This window comes from Streptomyces sp. HD, from assembly GCF_028369295.1.
Lineage (GTDB): Bacteria > Actinomycetota > Actinomycetes > Streptomycetales > Streptomycetaceae > Streptomyces.
This window is the reverse complement of sequence record NZ_JAQMYP010000007.1, coordinates 216325-232482: the sequence shown is the minus strand read 5'-3', so window position 1 is coordinate 232482 and position 16158 is coordinate 216325. Positions and strand designations below refer to the sequence as shown.

Here is a 16158-nt window from a genome sequence, read left to right as displayed (position 1 = left end):
AACTGAGCCCGATTCGGATCACCTGTAGTGATGGACATCCCCGAGATTCAGTCGCAGGGCCAGCAGCAGAAGTGCGAGCAGAGCGACACAGCCGGCCAGGAAGATCGGCACCTCCCCGTAGGGCTCGAAGAACGGTGACAGCGTCATGGTCGCGGCGACGTTCAGCACGAGAACCACGGCCGTGATCGCCAGAATCTCGCGGAAGTGACCGTGGTTGACCGTGATGAACCCGAGGAAGTAGGCGCCGCCGAGCACCAGGTACGCGCCGACGAGCAGCACTCCGCGCGGGGTGAGGAGTCCGGCGACGGAAAGGGCGGTGAGCAGGAGTGCGCCGAGCACGGCCAGGACCATGACGCACATGGCGAGTTCGCGCAGCAGCAGACGCCACACACGGCGATGGAACTCAGCGGTCGCGTGCACGCGATGCACCAGTGCGACGGACTGGACGTTGAACCGGTGCGTACGCCATTCCACCGTGCCCATGCCGAGCACCAGCGGGGCCATCGCGAGGGCGAGGTCCAGGGGCGCCGTGACGAAGGGGACGGTGTTGTACAGCAGGAACAGGGCGGACAGCACGGCGTAGGCGATGCAGGGCACGACCGAGAACATCGCGGCCTGGACGGGGGCCTGTGGGGCCCGGTCACGCGGTTGTCTCGTCGGGACGGTGGCCCACCATGCCATTCCCATCGCCAGCGCGCAGCAGCCGATGGCGGTGATCAGCACGGGAGTTGCGTGCTCGGCGTCGTACCCGTGGGCGAGGTGGGCCGCGCCCGCGGTGAAGGCGGGCACAACGATCACCGCGAGGCGCCACTCCATGCGGTAGAAGACCAGGATGCCCGAGGTGAGCTGGAAGCTCATCTGCAGCACGACGAACACGACGAGTCCCGCTCCGCCTTCACCGGTGGCCGCGAGCAGCGTGGCGTCCGCCACCGCCATGCCCAGTCCGAGCGCGGCCAGCCGGCGCCAGGTCCGTGCGGCCGCCTGCGGGAACCCCTGCCCGAGCAGCCGGTAGGCGGCGACGCTGGTGCCCATGCCCCAGACCCAGCCCAGCGTGGTGGCCAGCAGCATCCCGCGTACCAACGCGGGCGCACCGATGGCGACGAGCACCGCCGGATACACCACGCCGGGAACCGAGTAGAGCAGGCCGTGGGTGAGCAGCACGAAGCGGTGCGGTGGACGTGCGCTCGTTTCGTCCTGGGGCAGGGCCGAGCGGTCGGGCAGGCTGCGGAACAGCTCCCCGGCCAGCGCGAAGACGTCCTCGCAGCCGTACTTGTCGCGGGCCTCCTGGTCGGTGATGCCCCGGCGTTCGAGCAGGGTGGCCGTGTGGAGCTCGTCGACGACGACCGGAGGACTCGGTTCCAGTGTCGCCACGAGCTGCCCGACCGGGCCGGCTTCCCGCGGCGGGCCGGCGTTCGCGTGGTTGTCGACCTGGCTCATGGGATCGCCGCCCTCTCCCGGCCCGCGATGCGGCGGGTGTCCGAAGGCTGGTCGGGCACCAGGTCGTCGTACATCCTGCGATAGCCGTCGTTCCACTGGGACAGCGTGAACTTCTCCAGCACCCGGGCCCGCGCGGCGGCGCCCAGCCGCTGCCGCAGTCCGGGGTCGCGGAGCAGCCGCACGCAGGCCTCCGCGACCGCGGAGTGATCACCCGGGGGTACGAGGATTCCCCCCTCGCCGACGGCCTCCGAGACACCGCCGACGTTCGTGCAGACCTGCGGTCGTCCCATGGACATGGACTCCACGACGGTGTAGGGGAATCCCTCCGACGTACTGGTCAGAGCGGTCAGATGGCCCGCCTGGTACGCGTCCACCTGACGGGGCACCCTGCCCTCGAACACCGCGGCGCCCGTCAGGCCCAGTTCCTCGACGAGCGCCACACAGCTCGCGTGGTAGGTCTTGTTCTCCCTGGGCACCGGACCGAACATGCGCAGTCTGGCTTCGGGGACTTCGCGCCGTACCAGGGCGAACGCCCTGATGAGTGTGTGCAGATCCTTCAAGGGGTCGATCCGGCCGATGAACACGATCGTCGGGACGTCCGGCTCCCCTTGGGCGAGCGGGTAGTCGGCCGGGTTGATGCCGTTGTACATGGTCCGGATCCGTGCCGGGTCGGCTCCGCCGTACAGCTGCCAGCGCCGGTTGTACTGGGAGTGCGGTGCCAGCACGTCGACGGCTTGGTAGGCCGCCACCGTCAGCGCCCGGCAGAAGCGGAGCATGAGCAACTGACCGGCGCTCGGGTGGGGTTCGCGGAGGCTCTCCATGTACCGCTCGCGCAGATAGACGCCGTGTTCGGACATCACCAGGGGTGTGCCGTAGGCCCATTTGCTGGTCAACCCGACGAGGACGCAGGGCCCGCACATGGCGAGGTGGCACACGTCGGCGTCGATCGGGGGGCGGGTCAGCGGACGCAGTGCGTGTTCCATGAGGTCGGCCGCGGTGAACGCGTCGTACAGGGTGAGCGTGCCGCCCTGACCGGCCGCGTCGGCCTGGTCGTCGCCGCCCGCCTCCCGCCACGCTCGCATCATCCGGTCCAGCCCCTGGTTGGAGATGAACGCCGCCCGGACATCGTCGGTCTCGGCGTGGTCGAAGATGGTCCGCGCCATGATCAGGAAGGTTTCCGCCAGCTGCCGGTCCTGGTCCGGGTCCGGCCGGGGCGGACGCATCAGCGCCCGCAGGAAGTTCTCGTGCGCCTCGACGAGCGACCTCGGTGGTCCCGGACTGCGCGCGGGCCACGGCAGTACGGCCCACATCGGCAGGTTGACGACCCTGGCGAGGTTGTCGGGCGCGGGCCACGCCGAAGGCTCGGTGCCGTCGACGGTGAGCGCCACGACGGTGAAGGAGTTCTGCGGCATGCCCCGGATGATCTGGTCGCACCACAGGCTGACCCCGCCCGTGTGGTAGGGGTACGTCCCCTCGGCGACCAGCAGGACCCGCAGGGACCTGCCCGCGTCGTCGGCAACCGGGTCGCCGGGAACCGAGGCGGCATAGCGGGGATCGATACCCGGATCGCCGCGGTCCTGGCCTCGATCGACCCGTACCGGGCTGGTCATCGCGGCCTCGCGGTGAGTGTGACGGTGTCGCCCTCGTGCAGACCGAGCCGGGAGACCGGGTCGGAGCCGTACCTCTCCGCCTCGTCCGGACCGTCCTGGTCGGAGTCGGTGGCGGGCCTGGTCGCGACGCCGGTGATGAACAGGGAACCGTCCGCGCCCGGCGTGTAGGTGATGGCGTCGGTGACCCGGTTCCACACGGCGTCCCGACGGCTGTCGAGCTCGGCGAAATGGCTGGTGCGGGCCTTCACGTACTTCGCGAGGGTGAGCCAGTCCGGGTTCTTCAGCGGCACCTGGAAGTACGCGGTGTACCTGGCGACGAGCGCCTGCAACCAGTCGAAGGTGAGGCACCTGCCGGGCGCGTACTGATGCGCGTTGCTCTGGTGGAGGGTGTGCGCGTAGACCGAGCCGGTCATCAGGTGCACCAGGGCCAGATCGGCCTGCTGGTCGATGGACCTCTTGTATTTGGCGGCTGTGTCCTTCTCGGCGTCCGAGCTGTTGTAGTAGTGCGCCACCTGTTCTTCCGGCGAGATCGCCTGGAAGGCGACGGCGACCGGCCAGTCCGGCACCACCATGAGGTCCGACTGCAGCGGGTGGCGGACACCGCAGTTGAAGCAGTCGGGCTGGTGGCCGGGGAAGGACATGTTGCCGTGCACGTACTTGACACCGACGTCGTGCGCCGCCCGGAGCAGCGCCTTGTTGGAGGCCTTGAGACCGTGATCGACGGGGTCGGCCAGTGAGTGCTCTTCGCGGGCGAATGCGCCGAGGCCCGAGTACTCCGGGGTCTTGAGCACCGCCGTGGGGACCGGAAGACCGATCGACGCCGCCCTTGCGAGATTCTCTCTGATCTCGTCGTGATTGCGGTCGTACGACGTCGTGTTCATCTGGGGATGGGTCGACGTGTGGTTGATCCAACGGAACTGGTCCATGAGGCAGCGGGTGTAGCTCGTCAGTTCGTCCGGCGTGTTCCCCGGACGGCACTGCGCCGGTGCGTCGGGGTTCATCAGACTCGCGTTGTAGGCCAGGGTGAGCTTGAACCCCTCGGCGAGTGGATACCGGCGCCGGAAGTCGGCCTGCTGCCGGCTGAGCGCGAGTGCTTCCGGGCCCGTGATCCGGAACGCTTGCGCGGCCGGCGCCGTGGGCCCACCGTGCTGCGTGGGGAGGAACCAGTCGTCGATGTCGACGTTGAGCCAGTGCCGCTGCTCGCCGAGGAAGACGCCCCTGGTGGCCCATCGCACCAACCCGAAGCCGAGCAGGTTACCCGGCAGGTCACCGCGCCCGATGGAGAATCCCACGCCGAGTTCCTCCCGGCCGTCCGTGCCGGCGTGGAGCGTGCCGACGACCGATGAGCCGAGGGTCAGGACCGGTCGCGCGCCACAGCCCGCCCGGAGCGTCGAGCGGTACACATATGCCCGGGTGAGCGGGATGCGTATGCCGGGTGCGAGATAGTCGAAGATCTTCCGGCCGCCGTCGGTCAGCGCGACATCGGCCGCCCCGGTGCCGACCGGCCCCTCGGATCCGGCGTTCAAACAGGGGAAGCCGGCCGCGGCGGTGTTCAGCGAGACCTGCCGCACCTTGTAGGTGCTCTCGTACTCCCGCAGGGCGTCCCACTCCGCTTGGCCGACGGTGTCGGAGCCCGTGGCATCGGTCAGAGTGTTGTTGGTCATCAGGATGGCGTTGTACCGGCCGGTGCCGTCCGGGCGTACCAGCCGGTCCGCGTCGAGTCGATCGCTCTTGGTGAGCAGGACGTCGTAGGGCGTGCCGATCCGGTCCAGGATCGTCCGCCAGGTCGACAGCCCGAAATCCTGGGCGTGGGCCGCGATGACCAGCTGCCGCAGGGCGACCTTGTCACCCGGCTCCGCCGGGCCCTCCGTGGCCGTGTCGCCGCGCACCGGCACGATTTCCTTGCGCGGGACCTGGGGTGCGGGCGGAGTCGCCTCCGTCTCCGGGGCGTCCGGGACGTTCGGAGCATCCGGGATCGCCTGCCAACTGGATCCGTCGGGCGCCAAGGCCAACGTGATGATCAAGGGGATGACACCGACCGTCAGGGCCAGGAGGATCAGCGGACCACGAGGCTTCCTGATAAGGGCGCTCAACTTCATCGAACTTCCTAGAGCGTCTTGTTCATCCGGTCACGATGGGGTGTATCCCTAACTAGTAAACTTACGTCGTATACGCCCACTTTGCACCCACCCACCCGAATGGTCAAGCAGGAACCGGCCCCGATCCGCCACCGCCGCCAGGCGGGGACACATCAGGGCCGGCCAGAGGATTCGAGACAGCCTTCTGCTATATTTACGATGTAAACGTACAATTTAAACGCGCAGGTGCACACCGTCAAGGCGAGGGCGGAGGCGTGGCATGGCGAATGGCTCAGAGGCCGGCCCGGCGCATCGCGCCGTCGACAGCGCGCGTCTCGGCGGGCTCAACCGGGTACGCGTCCGGGCCGCCGCGCTGGACCTGGTGGACCGCGAGGGCCTCCCGGCACTGAGCATGCGCCGCCTCGGCACCGAACTGGGCGTGGAGGCGATGGCGCTCTACCGGTACGCCGTGAGCAAGGAAGCCCTCCTGGACGGCGTCGTCGAGTCCCTCTACAGCGAACTCGAAGAACGCCTGATCACCGCGCCCGGCCCCGCCACACCGCCCGGCATGCCGGCCTGGCGCGCCGAACTCCACCGGATCGCCCGCGCGACGTACGACACCTGCCACGCCCACCCCCACGCCGTCCCGCTGCTCGCCACCCGCGTGCCGGCGATCCCGCCGGCCTGGCCGCCGGCCGCCGTCCTGCGGGACCACGAGCGGGTGCTCCGGCTGCTGCGCGAGGCCGGGCTCGACGACGTCCGCAGCGCCGCCGCCTTCCAGGCGTTCACCGCCTGGATCCTCGGCTATGTGTCCGTGCAGCTGCGCCCCACGGTGGACGACCCCGACGAGCCGGACCCGGCATTGCGCCTGGGCCTGCACCGTCTGTCGGCCCAGGAGATGCCGACGCTGCGGGAGACCGCCACCGCGCTGGCCAAGCGGGGCGGACCGGACGGACTGGCCGTCGGACTGGACGCCCTGTTCGACCGGTTCATCCGGGAGTAGGCACGGGGAGGAACGGTCAGGTCGGCGTGCGCAGCATCTCGCTGAACGGCGTGACCGGGCGCTCCAGGCGTTCACCGTCCACGACGATGTCGACGGCCTCGTTGTAGAAGGCGAGCAGCCCCTTCACAGGGCCGACCGCGGCCAGCGGCTCCGCATAGCTCCAGACGATGTTGCGCGGGACGTCGTCCGCGCCGCGCCAGGTCCAGTACTGGGCCCGGCCCTTGTACGGGCAGCCGCTGCTGTGGTCGGTGGCGTCGAACAGGTCGAGGCGGACGTCCTCGCGCGGGATGTAGTACCGGGTGGGCAGGCCGGTCTCGAACAGCAGCACCGGGTGGTGGGTGTCCGCCACGACCGTGCCCGCGATCTCGACCTGCACATGGCGGCTGCTCGGCAGCGCGTCCACCCGTTTGTGCGGGTCGCGCGGGTGGATGAAGATCTCTTCCTCCTCCTCGTACCAGCGGTCCAGGCCCCTGTCCCAGCGCCCGAACCACTCGAAGGCGATATGCCCGGCGAGTTCGTCCGAGGGGAAGGTCCACGCGGCGTTCGGCACCTCTTCGCCGGCGACTTCGAGGTCGTAGAAGATCTGGGATCCGGTGTGCCTGCCCGTCCGGGGTCGCTTCGCCGGGCGGAGGAGGTCGGTGCGGACCTCCTCGCGCGGGAAGGCGTACTGCGGGACGGGCAGGCTCGGCTCCCAGACGAGGACCGGATGGCGGCTGTCCACGACGGCGACATCGCCCTTGTATCCGCGCACCCAGCGCTCGCTGGGCTCCCACCTGAGGCCTTCGGGGGTGGTCCGGACGGATCGCTCGGTGGGCAAAGTGGTCATGATCCACTCTCCTTCGGCTCCGTCTGGAGCGTACTGCGGCGGTCCGTGCCCTGCGCGGTCAGTGGGCTCCGTCGAGCCGGGCCCGCTGCTCCTGGGTCAGTTCCAGGTCGACGGCGGCCAGGTTCTCCTCCAGCTGAGCCACCGACGACATGCCGACGAGCGGGACGACCGGCAGCTCACCGCCGATCTGCCAGGCCAGCACGACCTGGTTGACGGTCGCGCCGGTCTCCCGGGCCACGTCGCGCAGAGCCGTCAGGCGGGCCGGGGTGCCCGGGTGGTCGAAGTCCGAGGGCAGCCGGTCCGGGCGGACGTAGGCGCCCTTCAGCAGCGGCGAGTAGGCGACCAGGGTCAGGTCCGGCTCGGCGCGCAGGTAGCCGAGCAGATCCGGGCCCGCGTGGCCGAGGCTGCCGTCGGGGAAGAGGTCGCCGGGTACGTCGGTGCGGGGCCTGAGATGGCTGTGGGCGTACTGGAGCACCTCGTAGCCGGGCAGTCCGGCCGCCGCGGCGATCGCGCGGGCCCGCTCCACCCGCCACACGGCGTGGTTGCTGACGCCGAGCAGACCGACGGTGCCCTCGGCGACCAGTTCGGCGAATCCCTCGACGGTCTCCCGGAGAGGAACCCGGTGGTCCTCGATGTGGGCGTAGAGCAGGTCGAGCTTCGCCACGCCGAGCCGTTCCCGGCTGCGCTCCGCGGACTCGCGGATCACCTTCGCCGACAGGCCCTCCGGGTTGTCGACGTAGCTGGTGCCGGGAGCCAGGGGGCGGGCACCGAGCTTGGTCGCGATGACGATCTCGTCGCCGATGCCGCGGCTGCGCCGCCAGCGGCCGAGCAGTTGCTCGCTCTGGCCGCCCTGGCCGCCGTCCTCCCAGAAGGCGTAGTTGTCGGAGGTGTCGATGAAGTTCCCGCCGGCCTCGACATAGCGGTCGAGTACGGCGAACGACGTCTCCTCGTCGGTCCGCGAGCCGAACAGCATCGCGCCGAGCGCGAGCACGCTCACCTCACGGCGGTTGTCCGGGGCTGTGCCGATGGTGCGGTACCTCATGCTGGAAGCCTCCCGTTCGCGCGCCCGCCTTCGGGGCACGCGAACGGAGTCTTCATGCTGAAGCGCACTTCAAGTCAAGGGAGTGCGCACGGACCTGGGGTCCTCAGCGGGCGAACGGCCCGTCCAGTGCCGCCCACTGCAGCAGCATGATGGTCTTCGCGTCGGCGATCTCGCCGGTGCGGATCATCTCCAGGGCCCTGCGGAAGGGCAGTTCGACGATCTCGATGTCCTCGCCCTCCTCCTCCAGGCCGCCACCCTCGTGGGTGCGGGTCGAGGGGCCGTAGGCGGCGGCATAGAAGCTGACGCGTTCGGTGACCGAGCCCGGGCTCATATAGACGTCGAAGACGTGCCGGACCTCGCCGATGGTGTGCCCGGTCTCCTCCACGACCTCGCGTCGCACGGCGATCTCCGGGTGCTCGTCATCGTCGTCGAGCAGGCCGCCCGGTGTCTCGACGAGCATGCCGTCGGGGTGTCCGTTGACGTAGACGGGGAAGCGGAACTGGCGGGTGAGCAGCACGGTTTCGCGTTCGGCGTCGTACAGCAGCATGGTCGCCCCGTTGCCGCGGTCGTGCGTCTCGCGCTCCTGGGTGCTCCAACTGCCGTCGGCGTGCCGGAAGTCGAAGGTGGTGGTGCGCTCGACGTACCAGTGGCTGGACAGCAGCCGCACGTCCAGAACCCTCACCCGGGGGTTGCCGGTCAGGTCCCGGCCGGTCCGGTCGAGTCCGGTACGGCCGCGCCGGTCGGGGGTGTCGATACCGGCGGTCATCGGGAGACCGCCGTACGGAAGGGCGTGTGCGGGGCCCCGCGGAAGGACAGGGCCCTGCGGAAGAGCAAGTTGGTCATGCCCGCTTCTACCATCCCGGCACCTGTGGCGGCACGACGTCGCCCTATTCCTCGGCCGTGGCCGAGCCCGATCTGATGCGACTGCCCGGCGTGCCGCTGCACGATCCGTTCGTCGTCGCCGACGAGAGGACGCGCACCTACTACCTCTACACCTCCAACGACCCGTCCGTGTCGGGCGTGGAGGGCACCGGCACGATGGTCTACCGGAGCCACGACCTGCGGTACTGGATGCGCCCGGTCGTCGTCTTCCGGACCGGCGAGCAGGAGGGGCTCTGGGCGATCGGCGGCGGCTGGGCGCCCGAGGTGCACGCCTGGGGCGGCAAGTACTTCCTGTTCACCACGCTGCACGACCAGGACAAGCCGCTCCCGGTCCCGCCGCCGGGCCCCTGGGGAACGCCGTTCCAGCTCCCGCACCACATGCGCGGCACGATCATCGCGGTGTCCGACTCGCTGCTGGGCCCCTTCACGGTCGTCGACCCCGCACGCCCCACCCCGCCCGACCACCTCATGAACCTCGACGGCACCCTCTACGTCGCCCCGTCCGGGCAGCCCTGGATGGTGTACGCGCACGAATGGCTGCAGACCGTCGACGGCACGATGGAGGCGATCCGGCTGGCCCCCGACCTGTCCCGGGCCGTCGGAGACCCGGTCTACCTGTTCAAGGCCTCGGACGCGCCCTGGCTGGGCGAGCAGATCCCCGCCGGTGTACCGCATCAGCTCCCGCCCTGCGTCACCGACGGCCCGCAGCTCCACCGCACCCCCGAGGGCGCACCGCTCATGCTCTGGTCGACGTACGAGAAACACACGGCCGGACCGGACGGCACCATCAGCGGCGGCCATGTGCAGACCTACGCCGTCTCCAGGTCCGGTCACCTCGAAGGGCCGTGGGAACAGCGGCGGCCGCTCGTCCGCGACGACAGCGGTCACGGCATGCTGTTCCACGCCTTCGACGACCAGCTGATGATGATCCTCCATCGCCCCTTCGAGAACGCGCGGGGGAAGCTGTACGAGATGCGGCTCGACGGCGACGAGTTGCGGGTGCTGCGCCGGCGCACCGACCTCGACGGCGGCGGATGACCGGACTCGACGGAGGCGGACGACGGGCTCAGCCGCCCTGTGGCGACCCGTTCGCCGCCAGTGCGGTGCTGATCCGGCGGGCGGCGAATCCCGTGCCGCACACGAAGCGCAGGAGTGGTCCGAAGGTGGGGGCGGCTGCAAGGCCCGCGAAGTACAGGCCCGGCACGGACGACTGGAAGTCGGCGGACAGTTGGGGCGCACCGGCCAGTTGAGGTGGCTCCGGGGCGGACTTGCGCACTGCCCGGCGCACTTCTGCGCTCAGCAGTTCCACCCGGTCGACGTCGACCAGGTATCCGGTCCCCGCGATGACGTGGTCGGCGTACAGGGTCTCCACGTCGCCGCCGGGGTTGCGCACCCGCAGACGTACTCCGCCGTTCTCGCGCGCCGCCGAGTGGAGGCTGCGGCCGGACAGCACCGGGACCCGGCCCTGCACCCGCTCCCGCAGCCACCAGGCGCCGGAGGGTCCGAGGACCGTACGCAGCAGGTGGGCCCGGATCCGGGCCGGCAGATGCCGGATGGCAGAGGGCCCGCGGCTGCAGACCACCAGCGGCCATCCGGTGCCCATCGCGGCCTCCGGCCACAGCAGTCGGGCGTGCAGCGGACGGTCCTGCGCCCGGTCGGCCTCGGGGGGCGGGCCGAAGGACGGACGGGTGCGGGCGACCACCGCGGGCTGGGCTCCGGCCTCGTTCAGCAGAGCGGACGTCTCCAGGGCCGACTGACCGCCGCCGACGACGATGACGCGCCTGCCCTCGAACACGGACAGGTCCGTGTGGTCCGCCGTGTGCGAGACGAGGCCGTGCTCCCGTAGCTCGGTCAGCTCGCGCGGAATGTACGCGAAGGGGTTGACTCCCGTGGCGACGACGACGGAGCGCGCGGTGAACTCGTCCCCGGAGTCCAGCGTGACCCGGTACCGGCCGGCACGGGAGCGATCGACGTGGCGTACCGCGGTGCGGTCCAGCTCGGGGACGCAGTTCCGCTGGAACCAGAGCCCGTAGCGCACGAACTCGGACAGCGGCACCGGTTCCCGCTCGCGGCCCCGCGGACGCCCTTCCTCGGCCCGGAAGTCCCCGAGCCCATGTCCTGGGGCGGGGGCGGAGATCGACGAGGCGAAGGGCGACGACTTGAGATACATCTCGCGCGGCATGTGCGAGCACCAGCCCTCCATCGGCTCACCGAAGATCCGGTACGCCACTCGGCGGGCCCGCAGGTGGGCGGCGACGGCAAGCCCGTAAGGACCTGCGCCTATCACGGCGACTTCGGTGTCTCCTGGTGGCTTCATGGCGCTGGCCGACCTTCCCATCAGCGACTTCTTGACTACTGCCCCATTTCCGGCGTATGTATATATACATCGTAAACGTACATATCAGGGCAATCAAGACCGGCCAAGAGGTGAGGTAGCGAGCCGTGGCCGTCGTAGAGGAATCGACCCGCACCGGACCGGCGAGGACCGCGGAAGGGACGCACAGGCGTCCGGGCCGCAGCTCTCCGCTGCCGGTCCTGCTCGCGCTCGACGCGCTCGCCGCGGCCCTCGCCGCGGGCGGGGTGCTGATGTTCTCCCATCGCTGGTACGTCCCGGCCGTGCTCGTCCCGCTGTGGCTGCTCTTCCTGACGTCACAACGCATGTACGGGCCCGGTGCCCACGCGGACTACCTCCGCCCGGTACTGCGGGCAACCTGTGTCGCCGCCGCCGCGGCCGGTACCGCCTGGCTGTTCGCACCCCGCGACGACCTGCTGCGCGACGCCCTGATCGCACTGCCCCTCGCCGCCGCGCTCACCCTCGGGCTGCGCCGGTCCCGGCGGGCGAGGATGCGCTCCGGCTCGGGCCGGGGCGGGGACGCCGAACGGGTGCTCGTGCTCGGACCCGCCGAGTCCGCCGCCGAGCTGCTCGCGGCGCTGAGGAGGGGATACTCCCCCGGACCGCAGGTCGTGGCCGTCTGCCTCACCGGCCCGGCGGCCCCCGGGAGCGATACCGACGGGCCCAACGAAGCCGTGGACCTGCTCAAGGCGGTACGGCGGACCCGCTGCGATGCGGTCATCGCCCTGCCCGGCCCCGAACTGGGCTCCGAACGGCTGCGGCACCTGTCCTGGGAGCTGCGGGCCGCGGGCGTCGACCTGCTGCTCGCGCCGGTCCTCGCCGACGTCACACCCGGGAGGCTGGCGTTGCGTCCGGTCGCCGGGGTGCCCCTGCTACAGCTGCGCGCGCCCAGGCTCTCCACGCGGTCCCGCGTCCCCAAAGAACTGACCGACCGTCTGCTGGCCCTGCTGGGCATACTGCTGCTGGCGCCGCTGATGGCGGCCATCGCCGTATGGGTACGGCTCGACAGCCCGGGCCCCTCGCTCTTCCGGGAGCGCCGCATCGGCCGCGACGGCCGAGAGTTCACCCTTCTGAAGTTCCGGTCGATGCACCGTGGCGCGGAACGGCTCAAGCCCGGGCTCGCCCACCTCAACCGCTACGGCTGCGACCGGTTCTTCAAGATCCCCGACGACCCGCGCGTCACAAGAGCGGGGTCCTTCCTGCGCACGTCCTCACTGGACGAGCTGCCGCAGCTGTTCAACGTGGTCGCGGGCCACATGTCCCTGGTCGGTCCGAGACCTCTGGTGAAGGACGAGGTCGCCCGCCTGAGCGAGGACGGCAGTCACCGGCTCCTCGTGAAGCCGGGGATGAGCGGATTGTGGCAGGTCAGCGGTCGTTCCTGCCTGCCCACCGACGAGCGGGACCGGCTCGATGTGAGCTATGTCGAGAACTGGTCGCCCGCCCTGGACCTGTCCATCCTGCTGCGGACGCCGTCCGCGGTCGTGCGCCGGACCGGCGCCTGCTGACCGGGAGCCCGTCATGAGCGACTCCGTACCGGCACTGCTCGTCAAGGTGGGGCGCTTCCCCCAACTCCACGGCGGGCTCGGCGTGGTGCGCACCCTGGGACGCATGGGCGTTCCGGCGTACGCCATGGTCGAGGACCGGTTCACTCCGGTCGCCCTCTCGCGCCACCTCACCGGCCGCTTCGTCCGCCCGACGACCGGCGCCGAGGAAACGTCCGAACTCGTCTCGCTCCTCCTGCGGATGGGCCGGGAGATCGGCCGCCCCACCGTGGCCGTGGCGGAGGGCGACGAGGCCGCCGTGCTGCTGGCGGAGAACGCCGACCGGCTGGCCGAGTGGTTCGTGCTGCCTCCCGTGCCGCCGGCGCTGCCTCGCAGGGTGGCCAGCAAGGAGGGGCTGCACCGGATCTGCGAGGAGCACGGGGTGCCCACTCCGCGGACCCGATCGCCGGTCGACCGGGCCGAGTTGGTCGCGGTGAGCCGTGAGTGGGGCTTCCCGGTGGTCCTCAAGGACAGGGAGCCGTTCACCAAGCTGAACGACTCCGCAATGGGGCACACCACGGTCGTGCACGACGAGGAGGAGCTGCTCGCCCGGTGCGGGGCGGCCGAGTCCCCCTCCGTCATCGTGCAGGAGCACATCGCTCTCGACATCGCTGAGGAGTGGTTCACCCACCTCTACTGCGGCGCGGGAGGTGTACCCCGGCTCGTCTTCACCGGGCACAAGTTCCGCTCCTGGCCGCCCAAGTCGGGCCTCACCACCCGGGCGTGGGCGCGGCGCAACACCGTCCTCGCGACGCTGGCCGCCGAGTTGTGCCGGGCGATCGGCTACTGCGGGATCGCCGACCTCGACTGGCGGTTCGACCGGCGTGACGGCCGCTACAAGCTGATCGACTTCAATCCCCGGTTCGGACAGCAGTTCCGCCTCTTCAACACGGCGCAGGGACTGGACGTGGTCCGCGCGATGTACCTGGACCTGACGGGCCGGCGCATTTCGGACGGATCGCAGATCCACGGCCGGGGCTTCATCGTCGGCAACCTGGACGCCGTGTCGACCGCGGTGACCGCCTGGCGCGACCGCCGGCTCCCGGAGCCGCTGCCCCGGCGGAACCTCGAACGGGCCTGGGTGAGCCGGGACGATCCGGTGCCGGCCGTCGCGGAGGCGGTGCGGTTCAGCGGAACGGTCGCCCGCAGGCTGACGAAGCCGTTGCGGCTGAGGGTGACCGGGGGCAACAGCGGTCCGGGCGAGGGGGGCGTGGGCGAGGGTGCGCCGGGTGGGGCGGCACGGGGTGAGGCGGCACGGGGTGAGGCGGCGCTGCCGAAGGACACCGGCTCGCACGGGACCGACTCGCAGGGCACCGGCTCAAGCAACTCCGGCCCGAGCACCGTCGAGTCGCACGACGCCAGCGCGGCTCCAGGAGGTCGGCTTCTGCCGCAGAAGGGTGCGGCGCCGTGAGGCGGACCATCCTGCACATCGCGCAGTCGAGCGAGGCGGGTGTCGCCCGGGTGGTCACGGACCTGGCTGCCGGGCAGTGCGCGAGAGGCGACCAGGTGATCGTGGCCTGCCCGATCGCCGGCACGCTGTGGCTGGCGGCCGCGCGGCGCGGGGCCCGGGTGGTGCGGTGGGATGCCGTGCGCTCCCCCGGTCCGGCGCTGCCGCGCGAGGTCGCCTCAGTGCGGCGCATCGTGGGCTCGGTGCGTCCGGACGTGGTGCACCTGCACAGCGCGAAGGCGGGACTCGCGGGCCGCCTGGCGATCCGCGGGCGGTTGCCGACCGTCTATCAGCCGCACGCCTGGTCGTTCGACGCCGTGTCCGCCGCCGCCCTGCGGAGGGCCACGGTGCGGTGGGAGAGGACGGGAGCGCGCTGGGCGCACCAGGTGGTGTGCGTGAGCGAGGGCGAGCGGGCCCACGGGGCGGCCGCCGGCATCCGGTCCCGGTACACCGTCGTACGCAATGGGGTGGACCTCGACTGGCTGACCCCGCCGCAGGCGTCATCGCGTGACGTCGCGCGGCGGCGGCTCGGAGTGTGCGGCACCGGTCCCCTGGTCGTGTGCGTGGCGCGGCTGTGCCGTCAGAAGGGGCAGGACGTGCTGCTCGACGCCTGGACGGAGGTCGAGGAGCGGATACCGGGGGCGGGACTGGTCCTTGTCGGGGGCGGGCCGGACCGTTCGGTTCTGGCGGCACGGGCGTCGTCGTCCGTCGCTTTCGCCGGAGCCGTCGCAGACCCTCGTGACTGGTATCTCGCGGCCGATCTCGCGGTCCTTGCCTCGCGCTGGGAAGCGGGGATGGCGCTCGCCCCGCTGGAAGCCATGGCCTGCTCCCGCCCTGTCGTCGTCACCGATGTGCCGGGGGCGCGGGAGTTCCTCCCGCCCGGCCATGTGCCGTTCGCCGTCGTCCCGTTGGAGGACCCGAGCGCGCTCGCGGCCGCGATGGCCCGCCTGCTTGCCGATCCGGCGACGGGCCGGGGGCTCGGTGCGGAGGCGGAGGCACACATCCGCCGCCATCACGACGTACGGCAGGTCGTGGAGCGGATGTACACCGTGTACGACGATGCCCGCGGCGTCTGGGCGGCGAGCGTGCACGGCCGTTGTCTGGGCGGCGAGCCTGCACGGCCGTCAGGACCCGCGAGGCCGTCAGGGCCGGCGAGGCCGCCAGGGTCATCAGGGCCGTTGGGCGAAGCCGCCAGGGTCGTCAGGGCCGTTGGGCGAAGCCGATCAGTGAGTGCAGGGCGGGGCGCAGCAGTGGCACTGCCCCGGACGCCCGGCGGATGGCGGGGTAGCCGCGCCAGGTCTTCAGCCGGAAGGTCGCGTCGATCTCGGTGGCGTTGATGTCGACGCGCGGGATGGCGTAGCGCCCGGCGCCGTCGTGCACGCTGAACGCGACCTCGAACCCGGCTTCGGCCGCTGCCCTGCGGGCGGCGGGGTCGTGCGTCCCGTAGGGGTAGGCGAACGCACGGGCACGCCTGCCGGTGATCTCGGCCAGGGCCGCCGCGGCATCCCTGAGATTGCGTACGAGGGTCCCGGGCTCGGCGTTCGCGAGGTCGCTGTGGTCCCATCCGTGGCATTCGACATCCAGTCCCGCGTCGGCCAGGGCGCGCACACCGTCGGCGTCCAGCAGCGGCTCGTCGGGCATTTCGGCCATCCATGCGGAGGTACCGCCGAGTACGCCGCTGAGCACGAACGCGGTGGCGGGGAACCCCAGTTTCCGCAGGACCGGCACGCCCTCGTCCAGCAGGCCCCGGTAGCCGTCGTCGAAGGTCACCAGCACACTGCGTCCGGGGAAGTCGCCGCGCAGATAGCGGTGGAGTGTCAGCGGTGTCCAGCCCCGGTCGAGCAGCCCTCGCAGTTGCCGGTGGAGGGTGTCGGGCGGGACGAACAGGCAGAACGGGTCCTGGCTCGCGGAGCGCAGGCCGACACCGTGGTACATCAGC

The 16158-nt window shown here is 71.0% G+C and carries 12 protein-coding genes and 1 pseudogene; 5 read left to right on the top strand and 8 right to left on the bottom strand.

Features of this window, described 5'->3' with window-relative positions:
• Positions 1 to 18: 18 nt before the first annotated feature.
• The 3 genes from POF73_RS09920 to POF73_RS09910 are packed head-to-tail and all read right to left on the bottom strand — an operon-like array spanning position 19 to position 5146.
• On the bottom strand, positions 19 to 1437 hold the full coding sequence (locus POF73_RS09920; RefSeq protein WP_272114177.1) for a hypothetical protein: 1419 nt from the start codon (positions 1435 to 1437) through the stop codon (positions 19 to 21).
• Positions 1434 to 3047, bottom strand: coding sequence for a GT4 family glycosyltransferase PelF (gene pelF / locus POF73_RS09915; RefSeq protein WP_272114176.1), 1614 nt, complete (start codon positions 3045 to 3047; stop codon positions 1434 to 1436). Before pelF ends, POF73_RS09920 begins: the two co-directional genes overlap by 4 nt.
• The gene (locus tag POF73_RS09910) at positions 3044 to 5146 is read right to left on the bottom strand and encodes an Agd3-related carbohydrate-binding protein (protein ID WP_272114175.1); all 2103 of its coding nucleotides are present in this window, start codon (positions 5144 to 5146) and stop codon (positions 3044 to 3046) included. Before POF73_RS09910 ends, pelF begins: the two co-directional genes overlap by 4 nt.
• A gap of 259 nt (positions 5147 to 5405) precedes the next feature.
• On the opposite strand from POF73_RS09910, the gene POF73_RS09905 reads away from it, so the two are divergent.
• Positions 5406 to 6128 carry a TetR/AcrR family transcriptional regulator gene (locus tag POF73_RS09905; RefSeq protein WP_272114174.1) on the top strand — a complete coding sequence of 241 codons (723 nt, stop codon included), beginning with the start codon at positions 5406 to 5408 and terminating at the stop codon, positions 6126 to 6128.
• Positions 6129 to 6144: 16 nt separating this feature from the next.
• On the opposite strand, the gene POF73_RS09900 is transcribed toward POF73_RS09905, so the two are convergent.
• From POF73_RS09900 to POF73_RS09890, 3 genes are all read right to left on the bottom strand, one after another.
• On the bottom strand, positions 6145 to 6954 hold the full coding sequence (locus POF73_RS09900) for a DUF427 domain-containing protein (RefSeq protein WP_272114173.1): 810 nt from the start codon (positions 6952 to 6954) through the stop codon (positions 6145 to 6147).
• Positions 6955 to 7012: 58 nt separating this feature from the next.
• Positions 7013 to 7996, bottom strand: a complete 984-nt coding sequence (locus POF73_RS09895; protein WP_272114172.1) for an aldo/keto reductase — start codon at positions 7994 to 7996, stop codon at positions 7013 to 7015.
• 103 nt (positions 7997 to 8099) lie between these two features.
• The gene (locus POF73_RS09890) at positions 8100 to 8762 is read right to left on the bottom strand and encodes an NUDIX domain-containing protein (protein WP_272114171.1); all 663 of its coding nucleotides are present in this window, start codon (positions 8760 to 8762) and stop codon (positions 8100 to 8102) included.
• Between the two features lie 152 nt (positions 8763 to 8914).
• Here POF73_RS09890 and POF73_RS09885 point away from each other — a divergent pair, with 152 nt between their 5' ends.
• Positions 8915 to 9916 carry a glycoside hydrolase family 43 protein gene (locus POF73_RS09885; RefSeq protein ID WP_272114220.1) on the top strand — a complete coding sequence of 334 codons (1002 nt, stop codon included), beginning with the start codon at positions 8915 to 8917 and terminating at the stop codon, positions 9914 to 9916.
• A gap of 28 nt (positions 9917 to 9944) precedes the next feature.
• Here the strand turns inward: POF73_RS09885 and POF73_RS09880 are convergent, their stop codons facing one another.
• Positions 9945 to 11195: an NAD(P)-binding domain-containing protein gene (locus tag POF73_RS09880; RefSeq protein ID WP_272114170.1), complete on the bottom strand. Its 1251-nt coding sequence runs from the start codon at positions 11193 to 11195 to the stop codon at positions 9945 to 9947.
• A gap of 125 nt (positions 11196 to 11320) precedes the next feature.
• On the opposite strand from POF73_RS09880, the gene POF73_RS09875 reads away from it, so the two are divergent.
• Genes POF73_RS09875 through POF73_RS09865 form a run of 3 tightly spaced genes read left to right on the top strand, consistent with a single transcriptional unit; the run spans position 11321 to position 15556 of the window.
• Entirely contained in the window at positions 11321 to 12736 is a 1416-nt protein-coding gene (locus POF73_RS09875; RefSeq protein WP_272114169.1) for an exopolysaccharide biosynthesis polyprenyl glycosylphosphotransferase, read from the top strand.
• 13 nt (positions 12737 to 12749) lie between these two features.
• On the top strand, positions 12750 to 14183 hold the full coding sequence (locus POF73_RS09870; protein ID WP_272114168.1) for a carboxylate--amine ligase: 1434 nt from the start codon (positions 12750 to 12752) through the stop codon (positions 14181 to 14183).
• Positions 14180 to 15556: a glycosyltransferase gene (locus POF73_RS09865; protein WP_272114167.1), complete on the top strand. Its 1377-nt coding sequence runs from the start codon at positions 14180 to 14182 to the stop codon at positions 15554 to 15556. Before POF73_RS09870 ends, POF73_RS09865 begins: the two co-directional genes overlap by 4 nt.
• 64 nt (positions 15557 to 15620) lie before the next feature.
• Here the strand turns inward: POF73_RS09865 and POF73_RS09860 are convergent.
• Positions 15621 to 16154 (bottom strand): annotated as a pseudogene (locus POF73_RS09860) (polysaccharide deacetylase family protein); the annotation flags it as partial.
• Between the last annotated feature and the right edge of the window lie 4 nt (positions 16155 to 16158).